Origin of the sequence: Endobacter medicaginis, assembly GCF_014192375.1 — a bacterium.
GTDB classification, from domain to species: Bacteria; Pseudomonadota; Alphaproteobacteria; order Acetobacterales; family Acetobacteraceae; genus Endobacter; species Endobacter medicaginis.
Genome location: NZ_JACHXV010000027.1, coordinates 1 through 21,069, shown reverse-complemented (window position 1 = coordinate 21,069; position 21,069 = coordinate 1). Strand labels below are relative to the sequence as shown.

The window sequence follows — 21,069 nt, the reverse complement described above, 5'->3', positions numbered from 1 at the left end:
TTGCCCGCCTGCACGACATTGCCCATCACCACCGTGTCGAGCTTCGCCCCATCGAGACCCGCGCGGCGCAGCGTCTCGCACACCACAACCGAACCGAGCTCCGTCGCAGCCACGCCCTTCAGCGTGCCGTTATAGGACCCGATCGCAGTGCGCACCGGTTCACACAGGACGATGTCAGACATGGTCATGAAGCTTTCTGTTTTCGAAAGGTCCGTTCGCTGCGAAGCGGTCCGATACGGACGTGTCTTGCGCATTGCCGGAGGGTCCGTCCATGTCCATCAGACTCAGCAGCTTGATGGCGACGTCCGCCAGCACCCGGTCGCTGTGGCGGGAGAGGTCCAGACCGGTCAGCTTGCCGATCTTGGACAGGCGATAGGCGATCGTCTTGATGTGGACGCGCAGGCGCGATGCCGTCTCCGCCTGGGAGCAATCGGCCTGGAAGAACACCCGCAGGGTGCCGAGCAGCGTCTGCCGTGACTGATCGGTTTCCTGCAGCAGCGCGCCGAGGATATGTCCGCTGACACGACGCAGGTCCGCGCGTTCGCGCAGGTTGATTAGCAGGCCGAGCACGCCGAGCTCGTCATAGCAGGCGATCCTCGCGCGCGGGCGATGCTGGGCGACCTCGAGCGATACCAGCGCCTCGCGCAGCGAGGCGGGCAACGACAGCATCTCGTCGCAGACGCCGCTGACGCCGACACTGAGCTCGAGCCCGGGCGTGCTGCCGGACAGACCGGCGAGACTGCCGGAAATGGCGCCGAGCAGCCTGTCGATCTCGACCGGCTTGCAGATCACGCGGGCCTGGGTGCCGCGGATGCCCACGAGCTGAGCGAGACGGCCGAGTTCGGACAGCCGCAGGCGATCGAGAAGATCGTCGTGAAACACCCCGCTCGACCAGTCGGCGCCCGATGGCGTGCGCAGATTGCCGAACGAGATCACCACGAGACGGCACTGGCCCTTCAGCGAGATATGCAGCTCACGGGCGCGGTCGATCGCGGCGGCGCGGGCCAGACGCGGTCCCTCGAGCAGATCCCACAGGATGCCTTCGAGGGTCTTGCTGCGCTCGCGGCCGATCCGCCGGCGCTCGAGCAGATGCAGCGCGCTCGCCACCGCGACATAGCCCAGCACCAGCCGCAGCATCTCTGCCGGACGGACCGCACCGATCCAACCGACCCAGCCGACCGGCTCGGCGAGTGTGCCGATCTGATGCAGGGCGATATGGCGCCCGTCGACCTGCAGGATCGCTGTCTCGTCCCTCACCTGGTCCGATCGGCGGATCGTCTTCCGGATCAGCGTGAGGGCGTCCGCCTCCGACAGCCCCTCGCCCACACAGGCAGCTTCCAGACCAAGGGAGTGGTTGAGAATGATCAGGGAGCCGTCGGTCGTCTCGGCGGTCATGCGCGAAATCGACGACAGCGGATCCTCGTCGAGCAGCAGCCGCGCGACCTTATCGTGGAAATCGGCGATCTGCGAGACATTTTCGAACCGCTCGGCGAGGTCGCGGTGCGCCGCGTTGAGTTCGGTGACCGCGCGCTCGCGCGAAGCGTTCAGCTCGGCATTGTCGATGGCGATCGAGACCAGATCGGCCAGCGACCTGAGCAGGTCGGTATCGGCCTGGCTGAATTTCGACGGGCGACGGCGCCAGACCTCGAGCACGCCGATCACGGCATCGCGGCGCACGATCGGCACGGCGAGGGCGGAGCGCACTTTTTCCTTGCGCGCCAGCGGCACAAAGGTGGAAGTGATCTCGCGGCTGTGGACGTAGTCTGGCACGATGCAGGGCTTGCCCTCGGCAAGCACCAGACCGGCAACGCCGACGCCGGCTCCCATGCGTAGCTTCGCGGTGTCGGCCGAGAAATGCCCCACGCAGCACCGCATGACGACGTCCTCGCCCTCGCGCATCATCGCGCCGCAGATATCCGAGCCGAGCAGACGTCGGGTTTCGTGGGTGACGCGCAGGAGCACCTCGTCTGGATCGGAGGCCTGCAGGATCTGGCCTGCCAGCACGCGCATGACATCGAGCTCTTCCGTGACCCTCAGCAGGGTTTCGCGGCCGTCGCTGAAGGCCAAGGCGAGATCAACGGCGCCGCAGACAACCTGCGCGATATCGCTATCCAGACGCAGCGGGCGATCGAGCAGGGCGAGGATGCTGCCTTCCCGGATCATCAGCACCCGGCCCGCATACGGACCCCCTGCATGAAGCTCGTCGAGCAGGTGGACGGCATGTGACCCCGTTTCCGGCTGGCGCAGGTCCCGCCAAGAGATCCAGCGTCCGGCGGTGTTGACGATCAGTTCGACGCCGCAGGACAGCATCTGCCCGAGCCGGTCCTCGACCTTTTGCCAGATCTCGTCGCCACCCTCGACCACGCAGTCGCGCAGCGACCGGATGCCGGCCGCCAGCGCGTCGAGCCGGATGGCGTCATCGTCGCGCGATGGCGTGTTCGAGGACGCGATCCGCATGATCTGTCCGCTTTTCATCTCCTCGTCCTCCCGAGTGCCGCCGGGACGTTCTGTCTCCTTGCGCAGTCGAAGACTATCCCTGTGGCGGAACCTGTCCAAGCAGCAGACGGGCCAGCGGGCGACGGCTTGCAGGCACACTGAACCGGCGAAAGCCGATGCGATGAAGTTGCTGCAGCAGTTCGGGCTCGAAATCGGAGCTGAACAGGCAGCCGACGAAGCCCTCGGTGCGGATCGCAGCGCCGAACAGCGGCTCGAGAAAAGCCCGCAGCTTGCGACGCGGATTGACCGAGAGCGCGCCGTGCTCGACATAGTCGACCAAGGTCGCGTCAGACAGGTAGGCGCGCTGCGGCAGGCCGCTCGACGCATTCACGATCTCATCGAAATCCGTCCAGACCACACCTCCGGCCGTGGCGATCCGGTCAGCCACTTCCAATCCGGCGGGGTTCTGCACCACGATCCCGGTGCTCAGCGTTGCGAGCGGGCCGGCGATTTCCTCGAAGGCGAACCATTCGGCGAAATCGGTGACGCCGCCCAGCAGGACCGTGAGCCGGCGGTCGGCTTTCGTGCAGGCCGCATCGAGTCCGCGCAGAAAGGCCTTGTTGAGGACCGGGTTGCCCATCGGCAGGAACAGTCGCTGGTCGAGCTCCGGCCAGTTCGGCACCAGGAAGCGGGCCCGGGTTGATCCCGGCTGCGGCAGACGCACATGCAGCGGCACGATGTCGGGATGACGGGCCAGCAGCGCCTTGCCGATCGCCTCCGCCGTCTCGCAGAGCTTGCGACCGTTGGCGTCCTTGCCCTGACCGATCAGGGTGACGCCCTCGATGAGGTCGTCGAGCAGGCGCTCGCCGAGCGCGACGTCGAACAGGCTGACGACCGCGACCCCCGGAACCGAGCTGCCACCGCCGCCGGATGTCCAGACTTCGCTCTGCGCGACCGTATCGGCACGGTGCAGCAGGTTTTCGAGACTTTCGGAGGCATCCTCCGGCGCCGACAGTTCGATCCTGCAGTCGTAGACCTGGCCCGTCGCACCGTCGATGGAGATGTAGTCACCCTCGGAGAATGTCTTGCCGCCGAGGACGAAGCTGCGCATCTCCTCGTCGACGAGCAGGTTCTCGCAGCCGACGACGCAGGGACGGTCGAGGGCGCGCGAGACCACGGCCGCGTGGCTGAGCGCGCCGCCGCGGGCGGTCAGGATGCCGTTCGCCGCCAGCATGCCGCGGATGTCGAGCGGGCTGGTCGTCGGACGCACCAGGATCACCGGTTCGCCGGTGGCGGCGCGTTCGGCGGCGCGATCGGAATCGAGCACGGCGGCTCCGGTCGCGTGCCCGGGCGAGGACCCGACCGCCACCGCCACCGCCTTGCAGGCCTCGACCTGCTCGGGCACGAACACGGGTCGCAGCAGGCGCTTGAGTTGATCGGCGCTCACGCGGCCGAGGGCCTCGCCGGGACCGATCAGGCCCTCGTTCACGAGGTCGGCGGCGATCCGGACCGCCGCAGCCGCGGTCCGCTTCGCAGGACGGACCTGAAGGAGGTACAGGCGTCCGGATTCAAGGGTGAACTCGATATCGACCGCATCCTTGTAGAGCGATTCGAGGGTTTTCGAATGGTGGTCGAGGGCGTCGCGGAGTTCGGCATGACCCTGGTCGTCACGGGCGAGATCGACCGGCGTGCGTGTGCCGGCCACGATGTCCTCGCCCTGGCGGCCCTGCAGGTATTCGCCGTAGAGCACCGGTTCACCCGTGTTCGGATCGCGCGAGAAAGCCACGCCGGAGCCCGAATCGCCCTCGGCGTTGCCGAACGCCATGCACTGGATCGTCACCGCAGTGCCGAGATCGTGCGCAATGCCCTGATGCTCGCGATAGGCCTTCGCGCGCGGGCTGTTCCAGGACTGGAATACGGCGGCGATCGCCTCGTCGAGCTGGGCACGCGGATCGACCGGCACGACCTCGCCCTGTTCAGTCGCGAACGCCACGATCTCGGCCTCGAGGGCGGCGAGATCACCACCCTCTTGCTCGGCGGCAGCGCGCGCGGTCTGCAGATGTTCGAGGAACTCCTCGCCATCGAGACCGTGGACGATCTCGAGATACATCTTCCAGAAGCGCACGAAACTGTCGACGACGAACGCCCGGCTGGCACCGCGCGCGATGGCGTGGGTCGCGGAGGTCGCGGTGTGGCCGAGATTGAGGATGGTGTCCATCATCCCCGGCATGGAGATCTTCGCACCCGACCTGACGGAGACCAGCAGAGGGTCGATCTCGCGACCATCGCCGCCGAACGGCCGGCCGGCCTTGTCGCCGAGCCGCGCGATGGCGGCCTCGAGCTGGCCGGCCAACCCGTCGGGCAGCTTCTGCCCCGACGACTGGAAGGCCCGATACGCATCGGTGCTGATTGCGAAGGCCGGGGGAACGGGGATACCCGCCCTGACCATCCGCGCGAGGCCTGTCGCCTTGCCGCCAAAGAGCGATGTCGCGGCGGGATCGAGATCCTCGATGTCGAATACGAAATCAGTCACGATGAGGTCTCCGGTCTCAGACATCGCGGGGGCGTCCGACCACGGCGAGGATATCCTCGTGGAACTCGAACCAGATGTTGTGCATCGAATCGACGGTCGGCTTGCAGACGAACTGGCTCTCGCCGCGATCTGCCTTGGCCATCGCGCGCTGGAACCGCTCGGCATAGAAGCGGTAGCGCGGGATACGGTCGGTCACCTGGCCGAGATGACGGATCATGCGGTCGACCAGCCTGACCATCTTCTCCTGCGCCTTGCCGTCGCCCTCGGAGGTCTGCCATTCGCTGACCGCCTTGATGAACTGCTGGTTCAGCGTGCTTTCGAACTTCTCGTACCAGTGAATGATGTCACCATCCGCGCGCAGGCCGGCGTATTTCTCGCGGTAGAACGCCAGAACCTTGGCGGTGCCGGCTGTTTCGAGAAGCCAGCCCGGTCCCACATCGCAGACCGACGTGTCGGCCTCTTCGCGATGCAGCGTGGCCAGAACGTCGTCCACGCTCTGTTCGACGACCTCCGCAATGTGCTGCGCCGTCGACATCTTGTGCAGGTAGATGGCATTCAGGACGTCAAACGTCGCGTCGTCGACGATCCCGGCGCCGGCCTGGATGTGGGTGTCGCTCATGGCTCAGCTCCAGAAATACTTCGATCGACGCAAATCGGTCCCATCAGGGAATGGCAGATAGCCTTCGCCAGAGAAGATTTTCTGCGGAACGACCTGCTGCGCGAAGCCGCGTTTGCCGATATCGTAGTAGTAGCCGGAGACGCGCTCGTCCCATTCCCAGAAATCGTAGTCGGTGCAGGCCTTGTCATAGGTGCCTGCGGCCCGCAGATGCGGCATGATCATGCCGACGTAGTAGGTATACATCCCGGCGGTGATCAGCTGACGACGCGACATACGTGCCATCTTGCCATACAGCCCCACGGTGGCCTGACGGATCCCGTCGAGACGTTCGCCCAGATCGTCGATCTTGACCTGATGGACGTCCGACATCGGCGTGTCCCAGGTCTCGCGGACGAAGACCGCGCCGCCGACGATATGCTCGACGTAGTTCTTCGGGCGGGTGAAGGTCGTGGAGATGTCGTTGACGCGGATCTCGTCGAGCTTCATCGAGTCGGGGTCGACGACCAGCAGCAGCGTGTAGCAGTGCGGCACGCCGGCTGCGTCGCACACGTCGCTCCAGTGATAAGCGCCTTCGTTGACGAACAGGTCGCGGATGATCATCAGCTTGCCGTCGGGCAGCTCGTAGGGGCCGGTATCACCAAGGCCAAGGCGGTTGTCGAAATGGTCGAGGAACGCCAGCAGCTCGGCAGAGGCGTTGAAGCGGGTGAAGGCTTCCGCCTTCTCGCTGCCGGGCTCGAAATACTCGACCTGGGTGGCGAGACTCTCGATGAAGTCCTTGTCGTGGATCGCACAGCGATAGCGGTCCTGGGAATTGAGGATGTAGCCGTCCTGCCGCTTGCCCCACAGCACGCGCTGCATGAACTTGAGGATCTCGTTGCTTTCCTCGACATAGTCCTGCGGCTTGATGGCTTCCAGCGCGAGCAGGCCGCAGCGTCCCATGCCGAAGCCGACGGCGCCGATGCACCAGTCGTGCACGGCATTGATCTTCACGCCGATCTGACGCTTGGCGGAGGCGCCGATCTCCATGACGCCGGCCGCACCGATCTCGTTGGTGGTCATGCGCAGAATTTCAGGCCAGCGGTAGAACTCGTTCATGAACGCCAGGATCTCGTATTCCTGGCGGGGAATCATGCCCGACACACCCTCGGTGGCTCGCATCACCAGCACGTCCCAGATATTCCAGGCGAGGTAGTTGTTGAGATCGTTGAGCTCGTCGAGCGTGAACTGGTCCTTGAGCACCTCCTCGCGGGAGACCTTCTCCAGCACCTTGCTCTTGGCACGGCTGCGCATCACGCGGTCGCCTATGATCCCGTCGCGGACCGGCTCCATGTCCTTGAAGTTGCCGTAATATGACAGGTCCTGGAACCGGAGCCCGTCATCATTGGCTTCGTAACGCTTCCTGAAAGCATTCATGGTCGTCTTCCCTTGATATCTTTTTATTCAGGCGATTTCGATCACCTTGGCGACGTCTGCGTCCGAGCAGTCGAGGCGAACCTTCTTACCCTCCAGACGCGAGATGAAGCTCTGGAAATGGGCGTCGTTGTTGCCGCCCGTCACGTAGCGGCTGTCGCTGTCGAGCAGATGGGCGGTCATCACGCACGGCATCTGGAACTCGCGCGACAGGATGCCGAGATGCGATTCTGGCGCACCGGAGAGCGTGATCACGCCGATCGCGCCCATCGACAGCGCGGGGGAGAGGAAGGTGGTGGTGCCGCCCTGGACAAGCAGGATGTGCTCCTTGAGCTTGCCGCTGCGCAGCAAGGTCAGCACCGATTGCGGGTTCGGCAGGTAGAGAACGGTGCCCTCGGGCGCCTTCTTTGTCTCGAAGCCGTTATAACCTTGTGCGATGACAGTCATGTGGAACGTTCCCTTGCAACGAAGACCTTGGGTCTCTTCTGTTGAGTTCATCTGGTACCGGCGAAAAGGTGCCGGCACCGATAGCAAAGTCAGCCGACCGGCTTGAGGCCGTCCGGGATATAGGCACGATATCTGGAAGCCGATCCTGACGCGTAGGCGACGATCTCCTGCGGCCAGTCGACGATCAGATCCGGCAAAGCCGCATCCAGCGATCGTCGGTCGTGCATACCCCAGGTCACTGCCACCGTTCGAATGCCACACTCCTTCGCGTGGGCGATGTCGCCGGTCGTGTCGGTCACCAGGGCGACCTCTTCCGGGGCGAAACCAACCGGGGCTTCCTCTCGATAGACCGCGTCGCACGCCCTGATCGTGGCGTAGGACGGGTCGGCCAGAAAGGAGCGGATCGCCACGCGCTTGTCAGGCGCGACATCACCGCCAAAAACATGTGCGATACAGGTTTCGATACCGGCATCGCGTACGATTCGCGAGATTACCGCGACCGCGTTGGACGAGATGATGGCCAGCACGCATCGATCGGCAAGCTGGCGCACCACATCCGTCATTCCCGGCACCATCAGCGGGCGGTACTCGTGCGTCAGCACGTCGAGGAAGTCGGCGGTGACCGCACGTGTCAGTTCCGCATCTCCGATCGCCTTTGCGAGGGCTTCGTAGAAATTGCCCTGGAAGAGCCGGTAGTACCCCTCCCGCGAGACCGATTTGAGGCCGTGCTTGCGACCGATCCGTTCGAACAGGACCCAGCTCGACTCGCGCGTCTGCACGAGCGTGCCATCGAGGTCGAACAGCAGCGCACGAAGGGCGCGCATCGCGGTCAGGCCGCGATCGAGGCCACGCGCGTGGTCTGGCTGGCGTTCAGTCGGGTCAGTTGCGGAAGCTCGAAAAAATCCTGGATCTCGCCATAGCCGACGAGCCCGTTCATCTCCCAGCGCGCCAGCACGTTGAAGGCGACCATGTTGGCCCAGCACTGCCAGGGAAACGCCGTCAGACCCCGCGCTTGCAGACGCCAGACGCGACCGGTCTTGTCGGTCAGTTCCAGCTCGACGGTGCTGGCGAAACGGTCCGACTTGCGCACGGTGCGTCCGGTGCCAGCCTTCAGCCCGAACACCTGCCCCTTCTCGACGACATAGCCATGCGTCAGCGACAGTTCGGTGCCGTTGCCGGCCGGGTCGAAGCTGAAGATTGCGTGGATCGCAAGATCCTTGGAGAAATGCGCATGCAGCCAGCTCATGTTGGGCGCACCGCGCTCCGGGCGCGGGCCCCAGCTGTGATCCATGGTCGAGATGCAGTCGATCGGCACTTCGCGGCCGCGGACATTGACCCGGCCGACGAAATGCCCGGTCTGGTCGAAATGCCCGTTATAGGCCGTGCCCCAAGCGAACTTTCCGGCATGGTTGCCGACCATCGGATCCATCTCGGGGTCGTGGATGTCGAAGGCCGGCATGATCGAGCGGTAGGTCACGTCGATCAGGGCACCCTCGCCATCGTCGAAATCGATCTTCCAGACCATGTTCGGCTCGAGGCAGCGCACCGACAGACCGTTCGGCAGGCTGTAGTCGACGAGGCTCTCGTCGCGGCGCATCGGCAGGACGGACTGGTAGTCGACATAGTCGGCCTGCCAGGGCGTCGGCGAGAAGCCGGAGTTGATGCAGATGGTCGAATTGACCGTACGGAGGTTCGTTCTGAACAGGGTGTAGACCCCGACGTTCAGCGTCTGCTCGGCATTGTAGAAGCCGAAATAGTTCGTCTCCGCCCAGTTCAGCTTGTCTGCATCCGGGGCGTGGAATTCCGCGTCGGAATCCAGGATCATTTCCTCACTCCTTGTCGTTGGCCGTTTTCCGACCTTTTGTTCACATTACCGAGACGAACCCACAATACCTATGGCGAAGGCCGACATAAAGCAGGCGGGATTTTATCCGATTCAGAGGGTCTCCACTGCCAGTTCGCCGGCTTCGAAGCGGGCGGTGGTGCGCCCGGCGACGTCCTCGAACCTCACGCCGGGCGCGAGTTCGGTCAGGCGGAACACCGACGTCCGATCCGGGCGGGAAAACACGCACAGATCGGTGACGATCATGTCCACCACATTCAGCCCAGTCAGCGGCAGCGTGCAGTGCGGAACGAACTTCGCCGAGCCGTCGCGGGAGCTGTGCTCCATCAACACGATGATGCGCTTGACACCGGCGACGAGGTCCATCGCGCCGCCCATGCCCTTGACCATCTTGCCCGGCACCGTCCAGTTCGCCAGATCGCCGTTCTCGGCCACCTCAAGCGCGCCGAGCACCGCCAGGTCGATATGGCCGCCGCGGATCATCGCGAAACTGTCAGAGGACGAGAAATAGCTCGTATCGGGCAGCTCGGAGACGGTCTGCTTGCCGGCGTTGATGAGGTCGGCATCCTCTTCCCCTGCCCAGGGAAACGGGCCGATGCCGAGCATGCCGTTCTCCGACTGCAGCGTGACCTGCACGCCTGGGGGGACATGATTGGCGACGAGCGTGGGAATCCCGATGCCGAGATTGACGTAGAACCCGTCGCCCAACTCGCTTGCGGCGCGTGCCGCCATCTGGTCGCGCGACCAGCCGACCTTGCCGTTCATGCCTGCAACTCCCGCGCACGCGTGGTGCGCTGTTCGATCTTCTTGTCGTAGGGCGCACCGACGATCATACGCTGGACGTAGATGCCGGGCAGGTGGATCCCGTCCGGGTCCAGCGATCCTGTCTCGACCACCTCCTCGACCTCGGCGACGCAGACACGGCCGGCGGTCGCCGCCGGCGGATTGAAATTGCGCGCCGTCTTGCGGAACACCAGATTGCCGGTCTGATCGGCCTTCCACGCCTTGACGATCGATAGGTCGGCGCGGATACCGCGCTCGAGAATGTAGTCCTCGCCGTCGAAGCTCCGTACTTCCTTGCCTTCGGCGACCTGCGTGCCGACGCCGGTGCGGGTGTAGAAGCCGGGAATGCCCGCACCGCCGGCGCGCAGTCGCTCGGCGAGTGTGCCCTGCGGGCAGAACTCGACCTCCAGCTCGCCGGCGAGATACTGCCGCTCGAATTCCTTGTTCTCGCCGACATAGGACGAGATCATCCGCCGCACCTGCCGCGTGCGCAGGAGCCGGCCGATGCCCTCGTTGTCGATGCCGGCATTGTTCGACACGAAGGTGAGGTCCCGCACGCCGGACATCTCGATCGCCCGCAGCAGGCGCTCGGGGATGCCGCACAGGCCGAACCCGCCGCTGGCGATCACCATGCCGTCGACCAGCAGACCGCTCAGCGCCTCTTCTGCGTCTGGATAGAGCTTGCGCATGTCACTCCTCGATGAGTTCGAGCAGGCGCGTGGCCTGCTTCAGATGGGGCGCGTCGATCATCTTGCCGTCGAGCTGCAGCGCGCCCGCACCCGGCCGTGCGGCGAAGGCCGCGACCACGGCGCGGGCCTTCGCGATGTCGTCGGCGTTGGGCGTGAAGGCATCGTTGATGATGCCGACCTGGGTCGGATGGATTGCCAGCATGCCGGTGAAACCGTCGCGCCGCGCACGGGCCGCATAGGCGCGCAGCCCGTCGAGGTCGCGGATCGACGGATAGACGGTGTCGATCGCGCACACGCCGGCGGCATGGGCCGCGAACAGGGTCAGGCTACGGGCGAGCTCGTAGGGTGCTGTATAGGCGCCGTCGTCGGTCCGGCTAGTGGCGGCCCCCACGGCCGCCGGCAGGTCCTCCGCGCCCCAGCTCAGCCCGACCAGATGCGCACCGACCTCGCGATAGGAGCCGAGCTCGAAGATCGCGGCCGGCGTCTCGGTCGCGATCGGCAGCACGCGCACGTCGCGCGTCGCATCCCCGAGCAGGCCGATCAGCGCCTCGATACTGCGCCGTCCTTCCGCCTTGGGTAGCACCAGGGCGGCGTAAGGCACCCCGGCGAGGGCGGCGATATCGGCCGCGATCTCGTCGCCGCCGAGCGGGTTGACGCGGACGAACAGCGGCACGCGCAGATCGGCCGAGTGGCGGACGAAATCGGCGACCGCCACACGCGCACCGGCCTTCGCGCCAAGGGCGACCGAGTCCTCGAGGTCGAGCACCAGCGCGTCGGCGCCGGTGTCGAGCGCCTTGGCCATGCGGTCTGGCCGGTCGCCCGGGACGAACAGCAGGGAGCGCAGCCTCATGACGGTCGTCCCTGGAGGAGGGCGGAGCGCAGACATTCGCAGACGGTCTCGCCGCGCTGGTTGAGCAGCGCATGCGCGAACGTCACGATGCCGCAGCCCGGGCGCGAGCGGCTCTCGCGCGTCTCGCTGACCCGCGTGCGACAATGCAGCGTGTCGCCGATGAACACCGGCTTCGGCATCACCAGCTTGTCGTAGCCGAGATTGGCGATCAGCGTGCCGAGCGTCGTCTCGCCGACCGACAGCCCCACCATCAGCGCGAAGGTGAAGGTCCCGTTGACGAGGATCCGGCCGAACTCGCTGGCTGTCGCCGCCTCGAGGTCGAGATGCAGCGGCTGCGGGTTGTGGGTCATGGTCGAGAACAGCAGGTTGTCGGTCTCTGTGACGGTGCGTCGGATCGGATGGATGATCTCGTCGCCGACGGCCCAGTCCTGGAAGAAGCGTCCGCTCATCTCAGGCCGCCTTCTCGACACGCATCAGGATCGTCCCCTCGCTGACCAGCGCACCCTGCGTCGCGGCGAGCTCGGCGATCGTGCCGTCGAAGGGTGCCGCGACCGTCAGCTCCATCTTCATCGCTTCCAGCACGACGACCTTCTGGCCCTTGCGCACCGTCGCACCAGCCTCGACCGCGACATGGATGATCTGTCCGGGCATCGGGGCGGCCACCGCACCGTCGCCACCCTCCTGCTCGGAGGCGATCGCCGACGCATCGGGCGCCCTGCACGACCAGGCCTGCCCGTCGACGAACACCACGCCGCGCACCGCAGGCGGCGCCGGCTCGACCGCGCCCAGCGTCACCAGATGCGGATGGTCGTCGACCACCACCTCGACGACACGGTCGTCTGGCGCGGCGAGACGGAAGCCCTGCAGCGCCGACCACACGCCCGCCCCGGGCGGCGGCAGCAGGGAGGCTGCGGCCTTCTGCAGCACCGCATCGTCGGGCTCCGATGACGGGATCAGCGTCTCGGCATGGCGCTCGATGAAACCGGTATCGACACGCCCTGCGACGAAATCCGGCTGCGCGCAGACCCGGGCGAGGAAGCCGGCATTCGTCCGCACCGGCCAGACCTCGACCTCGCGCGAGGCCGCGGCGAGTGCCGCGCAGGCCGCCTGGCGGGTACGCTCATGGACGATCAGCTTGGCGATCATCGGGTCGTAGTAGGAGGAGATCTCGCACCCCGCCTCCACGCCGCTGTCGACGCGAATGTCGCCCGGCAGCACCAGATGCTCCAGCCTGCCGATCGAGGGCAGGAAGCCGGTGGCCGGGTTCTCGGCATAGAGTCGCGCCTCCATCGCCCACCCATCGATCGACAGCTCTTCCTGGCGTCGCGGCAGCATCTCGCCCGAGGCGATGCGGAACTGCCATTCGACCAGATCCTGGCCGGTGATCGATTCCGTCACCGGATGCTCGACCTGCAGGCGGGTGTTCATCTCCATGAACCAGATGCGGTCCGCACGCAGGCCGTCGGAGCCGTCGGCGATGAATTCGATGGTGCCGGCGCCGACATAGTCGACCGCACGGGCCGCGCGCACCGCCGCCTCGCAGATCGCCTGGCGCGTCGCGGGCTCCATGCCGGGCGCCGACGCCTCCTCGATCACCTTCTGGTGGCGACGCTGCAGCGAGCAGTCGCGCTCGAACAGATGAACGACATTGCCGTGCGTGTCGCCGAACACCTGGACCTCGATATGGCGCGGCGATAGGATGTATTTCTCGATCAACACGCGATCGTCGCCGAACGAGGCCTTGGCCTCGCGCCGGCAGCTCTCGAGGGCGGCGTCGAACTCGTCCGCGGTGTCGACCCGGCGCATGCCCTTGCCGCCGCCACCCGCCACTGCCTTGATCAGCACCGGAAACCCGACCGCCTCGGCCTCGGCCGCCAGCCGCGCGACGCTCTGGTCCTCGCCGAGATAGCCGGGCGTGACCGGCACGCCGGCCTCGATCATCCGCGCCTTGGCGGCATCCTTCAGACCCATGGCGCGGATCGCTGCCGGCGGCGCGCCGATCCAGACCAGACCGGCGGCGGCCACCGCCTCGGCAAACTCGGCGTTCTCCGACAGGAAGCCGTAGCCGGGATGGATGGCCTGCGTCCCGTGCCGCCGCGCGACCTCGATCAGCACATCGGCACGCAGATAGCTCTCCCGCGCCGGTGCCGGGCCAATCCGCTCGGCGACATCCGCCTCGCGCACGAACGGCATCGCCGAATCGGCATCGGAATGCACCGCCACGGTGCGGATCCCCAGCCGCCGCGCCGCGCGGATGATCCGCCGGGCGATCTCGCCGCGATTGGCGATCAGGACACTCTCGATCACGCTTCAACCCTTTCGACAGCCGAGACCCGAGGTCGCGGACGGGCCGCACGCAGTCCGAGGGCGTTCATCAGACCGGCATCGCGCTCCGCGCCGGAATTTGCCGCCGTCAGCAGCCGGCTTCCGGTGAAGATCGAGTTCGCACCGGCCAGGAAACACAGCGCCTGAGTGCTGTCGGACATGCTCTCGCGCCCGGCCGACAAGCGGATCGTGGAGCGCGGCATCACGATCCGTGCGACCGCCACGGTGCGCACGAACTCCAGATCGTCGATCCGCCGCGTCTCGCCGCGGATCTGCGCATCGCCGATCGGCGTGCCGGCGACCGGCACCAGCATGTTGAGCGGCACGCTTTCCGGCGGGCTCGGCAGCGAGGCGAGCGTGTGCAGGAAGCTCACCCGGTCCTCGCGGCTTTCGCCCATGCCGAGGATGCCGCCGCAGCACAGCCGGATGCCGGCGCCGCGCGCCTTCGCCAGCGTGTCGAGGCGATCGTCGAAACAGCGCGTCGAGACCACGCGGGTATAATGCTCCGCGCTGGTGTCGATGTTGTGGTTGTAGTAGTCGAGCCCGGCCTCGGCGAGCGCCTCCGCCTGTCCGTCCTCGAGCATGCCGAGTGTCACGCAGGTCTCCAGGCCGAGCTCGGAGACGCGGCGGATCATCTCGGTCAGCACGGGCATGTCGCGCTGCTTCATCGAGCGCCACGCAGCCCCCATGCAGAAGCGCCCCGACCCCGCATCGCGCGCCGCGCGCGCCGCCTCGACCACGCGCTCCACATCCATCAGCCGCGAGGCGGCAAGCCCGGTCCGGTGCGCCGCCGACTGGCTGCAGTAGCCGCAATCCTCGGCGCAGCCGCCGGTCTTGATCGACAGCAGGGTGGCGAGCTCGATCTCGTTGGCGCAGTGATGGCGGCGATGCACCTCATGCGCCCCGGCGACGAGATCGAGAAACGGGCGCTCGAAGACGGACACGATATGTTGCTTGAGATCGTCCATCATCACATCCTGAACACGCCGAATTGGGCACGCTCCGGCATCGGCGCATCGAGCGTCACCGAGAAGGCCAGACCGAGCACGTCTCGGGTCTGAGCCGGGTCGATCACTCCGTCGTCCCAAAGCCGCGCGCTGGCGTAATAGGGGTTACCCTGCTCCTCGTAGCGCTGGCGCACCGGCTCCTTGAACGCCTCCATCTGCTCGCGCGTCCAGCTGTCGGCGTCGCGATGCACAGAGGCGAGCACCGAGGCCGCCTGCTCGCCCCCCATCACCGAGATCCGCGCATTGGGCCAGGTGAACAGGAAACGCGGCTGGTAGGCACGGCCGCACATGCCGTAATTGCCGGCGCCGAAACTGCCGCCGATCAGCACGGTGATCTTCGGCACGTTGGCAGTGGCGACCGCGGTGACCAGCTTCGCGCCGTTCTTGGCGATGCCTTCCGCCTCGTATTTGCGCCCGACCATGAAGCCGGAGATGTTCTGCAGGAACAGCAGCGGAATGCCGCGCTGGCAGGCCAGCTCGATGAAATGCGCTCCCTTGAGGGCGGCCTCGGAAAACAGCACGCCGTTATTGGCTAGGACCGCGACCGGCATGCCCCAGAGCCGCGCGAAGCCACACACCAGCGTGGTGCCATAGGCCGGCTTGAACTCGTGCATCGCGGAGTCGTCGACGATCCGCATGATGACCTCGCGCACATCATAGGGCGCGCGCACATCGGTCGGCACGATGCCGTAAAGATCGGCGGGATCGTATCTCGGCGGCAGCGGTGGCAGGATCTCGGTGCCGGAGCCGGAGGGAAGCGGGAGGGTGGCGACGATGTCGCGCACGATCTGCAGAGCATGGAGATCATTCTCGGCGATGTGGTCGACGACACCGGAACGGCGTCCGTGCGTTTCCGCGCCGCCCAGTTCCTCGGCGCTGACCACCTCGCCCGTCGCCGCCTTCACCAGCGGCGGCCCGGCGAGAAAGATCGTCCCCTGCCCGCGCACGATCACGCTCTCGTCCGACATCGCCGGCACGTAGGCGCCGCCAGCGGTGCAGCTGCCCATCACGCAGGCGATCTGGGCGATCCCCTGCGCCGACATCTGCGCCTGGTTGTAGAAGATGCGTCCGAAATGCTCGCGATCGGGAAACACTTCGGCCTGGAACGGTAGATTCGCGCCGGCTGAATCGACGAGGTAGATGCAGGGCAACCGGTTCTCGCGTGCGATCTCCTGGGCGCGGAGATGCTTCTTGACCGTCATCGGGTAGTAGGCGCCCCCTTTGACGGTGGAATCGTTGGCGACGATCATGCACGCGCGGCCATGGATGCGGCCGATCCCGGCGATGACGCCCGCACCGGGCGCCTCTCCGTCATACATCCCGTCCGCCGCCAGCGCCCCGATCTCGAGGAACGGAGACAGCGCATCGAGCAGCCGACGCACGCGGTCACGCGGCAGCAGCTTCCCGCGCGAGGTATGACGCCGGCGATGTTTCTCGGGGCCGCCGAGCGACACCCGGGCCACGCGTCCGCGCAGGTCCTGCGCGAGCCTGTCGTTATAGGCGGCATTGGTCTGGAACGACGCCGCCGCCGGGTCTATCGAAGTCTGCACGCTCTGATCCGTTCGTCGAGAGGTGAAGCCGTCAGGCGGCCGGCTGCGGGGCCCTGTTCGTGACGATGGTCTGCAGGTTGGTATATTCGGCGAGCCCGTCGAGCGCGTTCTCGATCCCCATCCCCGACTGCTTGTGCCCGCCGAAGGTGACATGCGGCGAGAAGGTGTGGATCTCGTTGATCCAGACGGTGCCGGCCTCGATGCGTTCCGCGATCGCCTGCGCGGCGTCGATGTCCTTGCCCCAGACCGAGGCGGCAAGCCCGTATTCGGTCTGGTTGGCGCGCTCGATGACGTCCTCGACGTCGTTGAACTTCAGCAGTGGCAATACCGGCCCGAACGCCTCCTCGACCACCACGCGGCTGTCCTCAGCCGGATTGTCGACGATCGTCACCGGTACGAAATAACCTCGCTCCGCCTTGATCTCGCCACCGAGGAGGAACTTCGCACCCGATGCCTTCGCATCGGCGAGCAGCTCGCGCAGCTTGTCGAACTGCATGCGGTTCTGGATCGGACCCAGATCCACCCCCTGCTGCGAGCCATCGCCGACCTTGACGGTGCGGGCGTATTTCACGAGCTCGGCGGCGAGATCGTCATAGATCGCCTCGTGAATATACATGCGCTTGGCGGCGACGCAGAACTGCGCGCTGTTCTGGAAGGCCGCCCAGAACAGCTTCTGCGCGGTCTCCTTGACGTCGACGTCCGGCAGCACGATGGCCGGATCGTTGCCGCCCAGTTCGAGCGTGATGCGCTTGAGGTTGCCGGAGGCCGCCGCCATGATCCGGCGACCCGTCGCGGTCGAGCCGGTGAAGCTGATCTTGCTGATGTCGGGATGCGCGGTGATCCACGCACCGAGATCGTTGCCGCCGGAGACGACGTTGAGCACGCCGGGCGGCAGCACGTCGCGCAGGATCTCGCCGAGTTTGAGCGTGCAGAGTGGCGTATAGGGCGACGGCTTGAGCACCATCGTGTTGCCGGCGACGAGGGCGGGCGCGATCTTCCAGATCGCCAGCAGCACCGGAAAATTCCACGGCGTGATCGCACCGATGACGCCGAGCGGCACGTTGCGGGTCTCGACGGTGCGCTCTGGCGTGTTCTCTGAGACGTGAGCAGGCAGACTCTGCTTGGCGATCTCACGGCACCAGATGATCGAACCGCCGATCTCCCATTCCGCGCCCTGTCGCGCCTTGCCCTGTTCGAGGGTCAGCAAGCGTTTGAACGCCTCGGCATGGGCCTCGATCGCGTCGCCAATCTTCGAGACATAGGCCTGGCGTTCGGCGAGCGGACGCTGCCACCAGCTGCGGAAGGCGCGCTTCGCAGACGCGACGGCGGCATCGAGCTGTTCGCGTGACGCGTCGGGAACATCGGCGATGAACGCCTCGGTGGCGGGATTGACGGTCTGAATGGTCTCGGCGGACGTCACCGCCCTGCCGTCGACGGTCATAGTGAAATCGGAGAAGAAGTCGGTGGTCATGACGGCCCCTCAGTCGCTTATTGTTTCGTTCTGACGGTAGGTTTCGCGCAGGGCGCGGCGCAGGATCTTGCCCGAGCTGGTCTTGGGGAGATCGTCGAGGAACACCACCCTGCGAGGCGCCTTGTAAGCCGCGAGGTGCTCCTTGCAGTAGGCGATGATGTCCGCCTCGCTGGCATCGCTGCCGTCGCGCCTGACGATGAAGGCGACGGCCAGCTCGCCCTTCTCGATATCCTCGATCCCGGCGACGGCGACCATCACCACCGCCGGATGGGTGGCGATGACCTGCTCGATCTCGATCGGATAGATGTTGTAGCCGGCGGTGATGATGAGATCCTTCTTGCGATCGATGATTGTGTAGTAACCATCCTTGTCCTTGACCGCGATGTCGCCCGTCGCCAGCCAGCCATTCGCGTCGATCGCCTCGGCGGTTGCCTCCTCGCGCTTCCAGTAGCCGCGCATCACCTGTGCACCACGCACCATCAGCTCGCCGCTCTGCCCGACCGGAACGTCGATGGTCGGATCGGCAAGATCGGCTATCCGAATCTCGGTACCTGGGACGGCGAGGCCGATCGATCCGAGATGCGGCGGCCAGAACGGCGAGTGGGTCACGGCCGGGCCGGCGACTTCCGTCATGCCCCACAGCTCGAGCATGTCGCAGCCGAAGCGCGCGACGACCTGCTCGAGCTTGGCGCGTGGGATCGTCTGACCGCCCACCGTACAGCGCGTGAGGCTGCCGAGCTCGGCCTGGCCAATCGCATCATGCGCCAGCATCTGGAAATACATCGTCGGCACGCCCTCGAAGAGCGTCACCTTGTGCTTGCCGATCAGACGCAACGCCTCGCCCGCGTCGAACCGCGCGGTGGTGATCAGCCTCGTGCCGGCAAGAAACATCGCATTCATAACGATGTTGCCGTAGACATGCGGAAACGGCAGCGACGACAGCACGACGTCGCGCTCATTGCGCCCGTGCATCGTCGCCGTGGCGGCAAGGCTGGCATAGACGTTGCCATGGGTCAGAACCGCGCCCTTCGGGCGTCCCGTCGTGCCCGAGGTATAGCCGATCGCCAACAGATCGTCCGAACCGAGCGCCTCGGGACCAACGGCGTCCGCGCTCATCAGATCGTCGAAGAGGATGGCGTCCGCCGCCGCACCGCATGTCACCACCCTGATCGGGAGGCCGCGGAAACTGTCGCGGCGCTCGGCCGTGACGATCAGGACCACCGGCTCGGCATCCTCGACCATGTAGGTGACTTCGGCAGCCGACAGCAGAATATTGGCCGGGATCACCACGGCGCCCAGGCGGACCGTCGCGTGATAGGCGATGATCCATTCGAGGCCATTCGGCAGGTGGATCACCACGCGATCACCGCGGTGTACGCCCAGGGCGCGAAGCCCACCCGCGATGCGCGCCACAGCGGCGTCGATGCTGTCGTAGGTCGCATCCGACTGTCCGGGAATGCGCAACGCGACACGCGAACCCCAGCGCGACGCGGCGGCAACGGTCAGATGCGCGAGGCATGCTGCGGACATGGCCGTCGCCGCCTCACACCGGATCCGGAATGAGCACCGCTTTGAGGACCGCGCCAATCTCCGACTCATGCGCCGCCGTGTCGATCTCGGAAAGCTTGTATTTGCGGATCAGTTTGTCGAACGGAAAACGGCCCTGCTGCCAGAGCGCCACTAGGCGCGGAATGAAGATGTCGGGGACGCTGTCACCCTCGATGATGCCGCGCACCGTGCGACCGAACAGGATCGTATTCATGTCGAGGGCGACCTCGGTGCCGAGCGGCGCCACACCGATCGTTCCGCACACGCCGGTCAGGCGCAGGGCATCGACCGCCTGGCGGACGACCTTCGGCAGCCCGGTGCATTCGAGGGAGTACTGAACCCCCTCTCCTCCGGTCACCTCCTGGATCGCCGCGACGGTGTCGCCCTTGCCGCCATTGATCGTGTGCGTCGCGCCGAGTTCCTTGGCCAGCGCAAGACGGTCGTCGTTGAGATCGACCACGACGATCGTCGCACAGCCGACCACGCGAGCCGCCATCACCGCCGACAGTCCGACCGAGCCGGCACCGAAGATGGCGATCGACGAGCCGGCCTCCGGCTTGAGCGCGTTCATCACCGCGCCCGCCCCGGTCTGGATGCCGCATCCGAGCGGACCCATGATCTCGACAGGAACGTCTTTCGGGATACGCACCACGTTGCGCTCGGTGGCCATGGCTAACTGCCCGAACGACGACTGCGAGAAGAAGCACGCGCTGAGCGCTTGCCCATGGGCATCGCAGCAGGGCGAAGAGCCGTCTGGCCGGCCGCCGCTGAAGTTGCGCGCGTAGAGCTCCGGGCAATAGCCGGGCTTGCCGCTCAGGCAGTTGGCACACTTGCCGCAGCTCGCGAATGACAGCACCACATGATCGCCAACCGCAACCTTGGTGACCTTGCTGCCGACCTTGGTGACAACCCCCGCGCCCTCGTGGCCAAGAATTGCCGGCAGCGGTGTCGGAAAATACTGGTCCCGCACCACCAGATCCGTGTGGCACATCCCGACACCGGCGATGCGGACCAGAACCTCGTCCTCACGAGGCTCCTCGATCCTCACTTTTTCGATGACGAAATGGCCACCCTTTTCGCGGACGACCGCAGCATCCATGAGGCCCATCGGACCGCATCCTCCATTCCGTCGGCCGTTATGAATGTCCCCGGATTACCCAGGTCCGGCCGTTGGATGGCAATTTATGACCGGCCAAAATGGGGACAAATGGATTTCGGAGATACAAATGCCGTGAGTTTTTATCCGCCTCGGGAAAGCTCGACGTTCAAGAACCGTCATCGCAGCCGGTATGTCCCGTCTGAACGCTCGACGACCCCAGCCCGTGTTGGGTCTGGGGTTCGTGATGCGTTCGCGACGCGATTTGAGATGGTTGCGGGGACAGGATTTGAACCTGTGACCTTCAGGTTATGAGCCTGACGAGCTACCGGGCTGCTCCACCCCGCGCCAATGTATTGGTTTTGGTTTCATCTGTTCTTGAAGACCTGGCGGCGACCGACTTTCCCGCGGCTTGAGCCGCAGTATCATGGGCGCTGGAGGTTTTCACGTCCGAGTTCGAGA

General features: G+C 65.8%; 18 protein-coding genes and 1 tRNA gene. All 19 read right to left on the bottom strand.

Annotated elements, in window-relative coordinates; all coding sequences use genetic code 11:
• A partial coding sequence (locus FHR90_RS15925) for a thiolase family protein (protein ID WP_456305522.1) occupies positions 1-182 on the bottom strand: 182 nt, incomplete at its 3' end.
• Positions 175-2,475, bottom strand: coding sequence for a helix-turn-helix domain-containing protein (locus FHR90_RS15920; protein ID WP_176624821.1), 2,301 nt, complete (start codon positions 2,473-2,475; stop codon positions 175-177). The genes FHR90_RS15920 and FHR90_RS15925, both read right to left, overlap by 8 nt.
• A gap of 55 nt (positions 2,476-2,530) precedes the next feature.
• Complete coding sequence (locus FHR90_RS15915; protein WP_183275532.1) at positions 2,531-4,969, bottom strand: pyruvate, phosphate dikinase; 2,439 nt, start codon at positions 4,967-4,969, stop codon at positions 2,531-2,533.
• 16 nt (positions 4,970-4,985) lie between these two features.
• The gene (locus FHR90_RS15910; protein WP_176621930.1) at positions 4,986-5,588 is read right to left on the bottom strand and encodes a hypothetical protein; all 603 of its coding nucleotides are present in this window, start codon (positions 5,586-5,588) and stop codon (positions 4,986-4,988) included.
• 3 nt (positions 5,589-5,591) lie between these two features.
• The gene (locus tag FHR90_RS15905; protein ID WP_176621929.1) at positions 5,592-7,001 is read right to left on the bottom strand and encodes a hypothetical protein; all 1,410 of its coding nucleotides are present in this window, start codon (positions 6,999-7,001) and stop codon (positions 5,592-5,594) included.
• A 27-nt stretch (positions 7,002-7,028) separates the two neighbouring features.
• Positions 7,029-7,445, bottom strand: coding sequence for a PEP-utilizing enzyme (locus tag FHR90_RS15900; protein ID WP_176621928.1), 417 nt, complete (start codon positions 7,443-7,445; stop codon positions 7,029-7,031).
• Between the two features lie 89 nt (positions 7,446-7,534).
• The gene (locus tag FHR90_RS15895) at positions 7,535-8,269 is read right to left on the bottom strand and encodes an HAD family hydrolase (protein ID WP_183275531.1); all 735 of its coding nucleotides are present in this window, start codon (positions 8,267-8,269) and stop codon (positions 7,535-7,537) included.
• A gap of 5 nt (positions 8,270-8,274) precedes the next feature.
• Positions 8,275-9,270 (bottom strand): DUF7064 domain-containing protein, encoded by a 996-nt coding sequence (locus FHR90_RS15890; protein WP_176621926.1) that lies wholly within the window; start codon positions 9,268-9,270, stop codon positions 8,275-8,277.
• Between the two features lie 111 nt (positions 9,271-9,381).
• Entirely contained in the window at positions 9,382-10,053 is a 672-nt protein-coding gene (locus tag FHR90_RS15885) for a 3-oxoacid CoA-transferase subunit B (RefSeq protein WP_176621925.1), read from the bottom strand.
• Positions 10,050-10,760, bottom strand: a complete 711-nt coding sequence (locus tag FHR90_RS15880; protein WP_176621924.1) for a CoA transferase subunit A — start codon at positions 10,758-10,760, stop codon at positions 10,050-10,052. The genes FHR90_RS15885 and FHR90_RS15880 overlap by 4 nt, the downstream gene beginning before the upstream one ends.
• A gap of 1 nt (position 10,761) precedes the next feature.
• Positions 10,762-11,610: an HpcH/HpaI aldolase/citrate lyase family protein gene (locus FHR90_RS15875; RefSeq protein ID WP_176621923.1), complete on the bottom strand. Its 849-nt coding sequence runs from the start codon at positions 11,608-11,610 to the stop codon at positions 10,762-10,764.
• Positions 11,607-12,059: a MaoC family dehydratase gene (locus FHR90_RS15870; protein ID WP_176621922.1), complete on the bottom strand. Its 453-nt coding sequence runs from the start codon at positions 12,057-12,059 to the stop codon at positions 11,607-11,609. The genes FHR90_RS15875 and FHR90_RS15870 overlap by 4 nt, the downstream gene beginning before the upstream one ends.
• Before the next feature lies 1 nt (position 12,060).
• Positions 12,061-13,917, bottom strand: coding sequence for an acetyl-CoA carboxylase biotin carboxylase subunit (locus tag FHR90_RS15865; RefSeq protein WP_176621921.1), 1,857 nt, complete (start codon positions 13,915-13,917; stop codon positions 12,061-12,063).
• A complete protein-coding gene (gene bioB / locus FHR90_RS15860; protein ID WP_176621920.1) occupies positions 13,914-14,906 on the bottom strand; it encodes a biotin synthase BioB in 993 nt (330 codons plus the stop codon). The genes FHR90_RS15865 and bioB overlap by 4 nt, the downstream gene beginning before the upstream one ends.
• The gene (locus tag FHR90_RS15855) at positions 14,906-16,492 is read right to left on the bottom strand and encodes a carboxyl transferase domain-containing protein (protein WP_176621919.1); all 1,587 of its coding nucleotides are present in this window, start codon (positions 16,490-16,492) and stop codon (positions 14,906-14,908) included. Before FHR90_RS15855 ends, bioB begins: the two co-directional genes overlap by 1 nt.
• A 31-nt stretch (positions 16,493-16,523) precedes the next feature.
• The gene (locus tag FHR90_RS15850; protein WP_176621918.1) at positions 16,524-17,963 is read right to left on the bottom strand and encodes an aldehyde dehydrogenase family protein; all 1,440 of its coding nucleotides are present in this window, start codon (positions 17,961-17,963) and stop codon (positions 16,524-16,526) included.
• Positions 17,964-17,972: 9 nt separating this feature from the next.
• Positions 17,973-19,493 carry a class I adenylate-forming enzyme family protein gene (locus FHR90_RS15845; RefSeq protein ID WP_176621917.1) on the bottom strand — a complete coding sequence of 507 codons (1,521 nt, stop codon included), beginning with the start codon at positions 19,491-19,493 and terminating at the stop codon, positions 17,973-17,975.
• Between the two features lie 13 nt (positions 19,494-19,506).
• Positions 19,507-20,619: an NAD(P)-dependent alcohol dehydrogenase gene (locus FHR90_RS15840; protein WP_176621916.1), complete on the bottom strand. Its 1,113-nt coding sequence runs from the start codon at positions 20,617-20,619 to the stop codon at positions 19,507-19,509.
• Positions 20,620-20,878: 259 nt separating this feature from the next.
• A tRNA-Met gene (locus FHR90_RS15835) sits at positions 20,879-20,955 on the bottom strand.
• Positions 20,956-21,069: the final 114 nt, after the last annotated feature.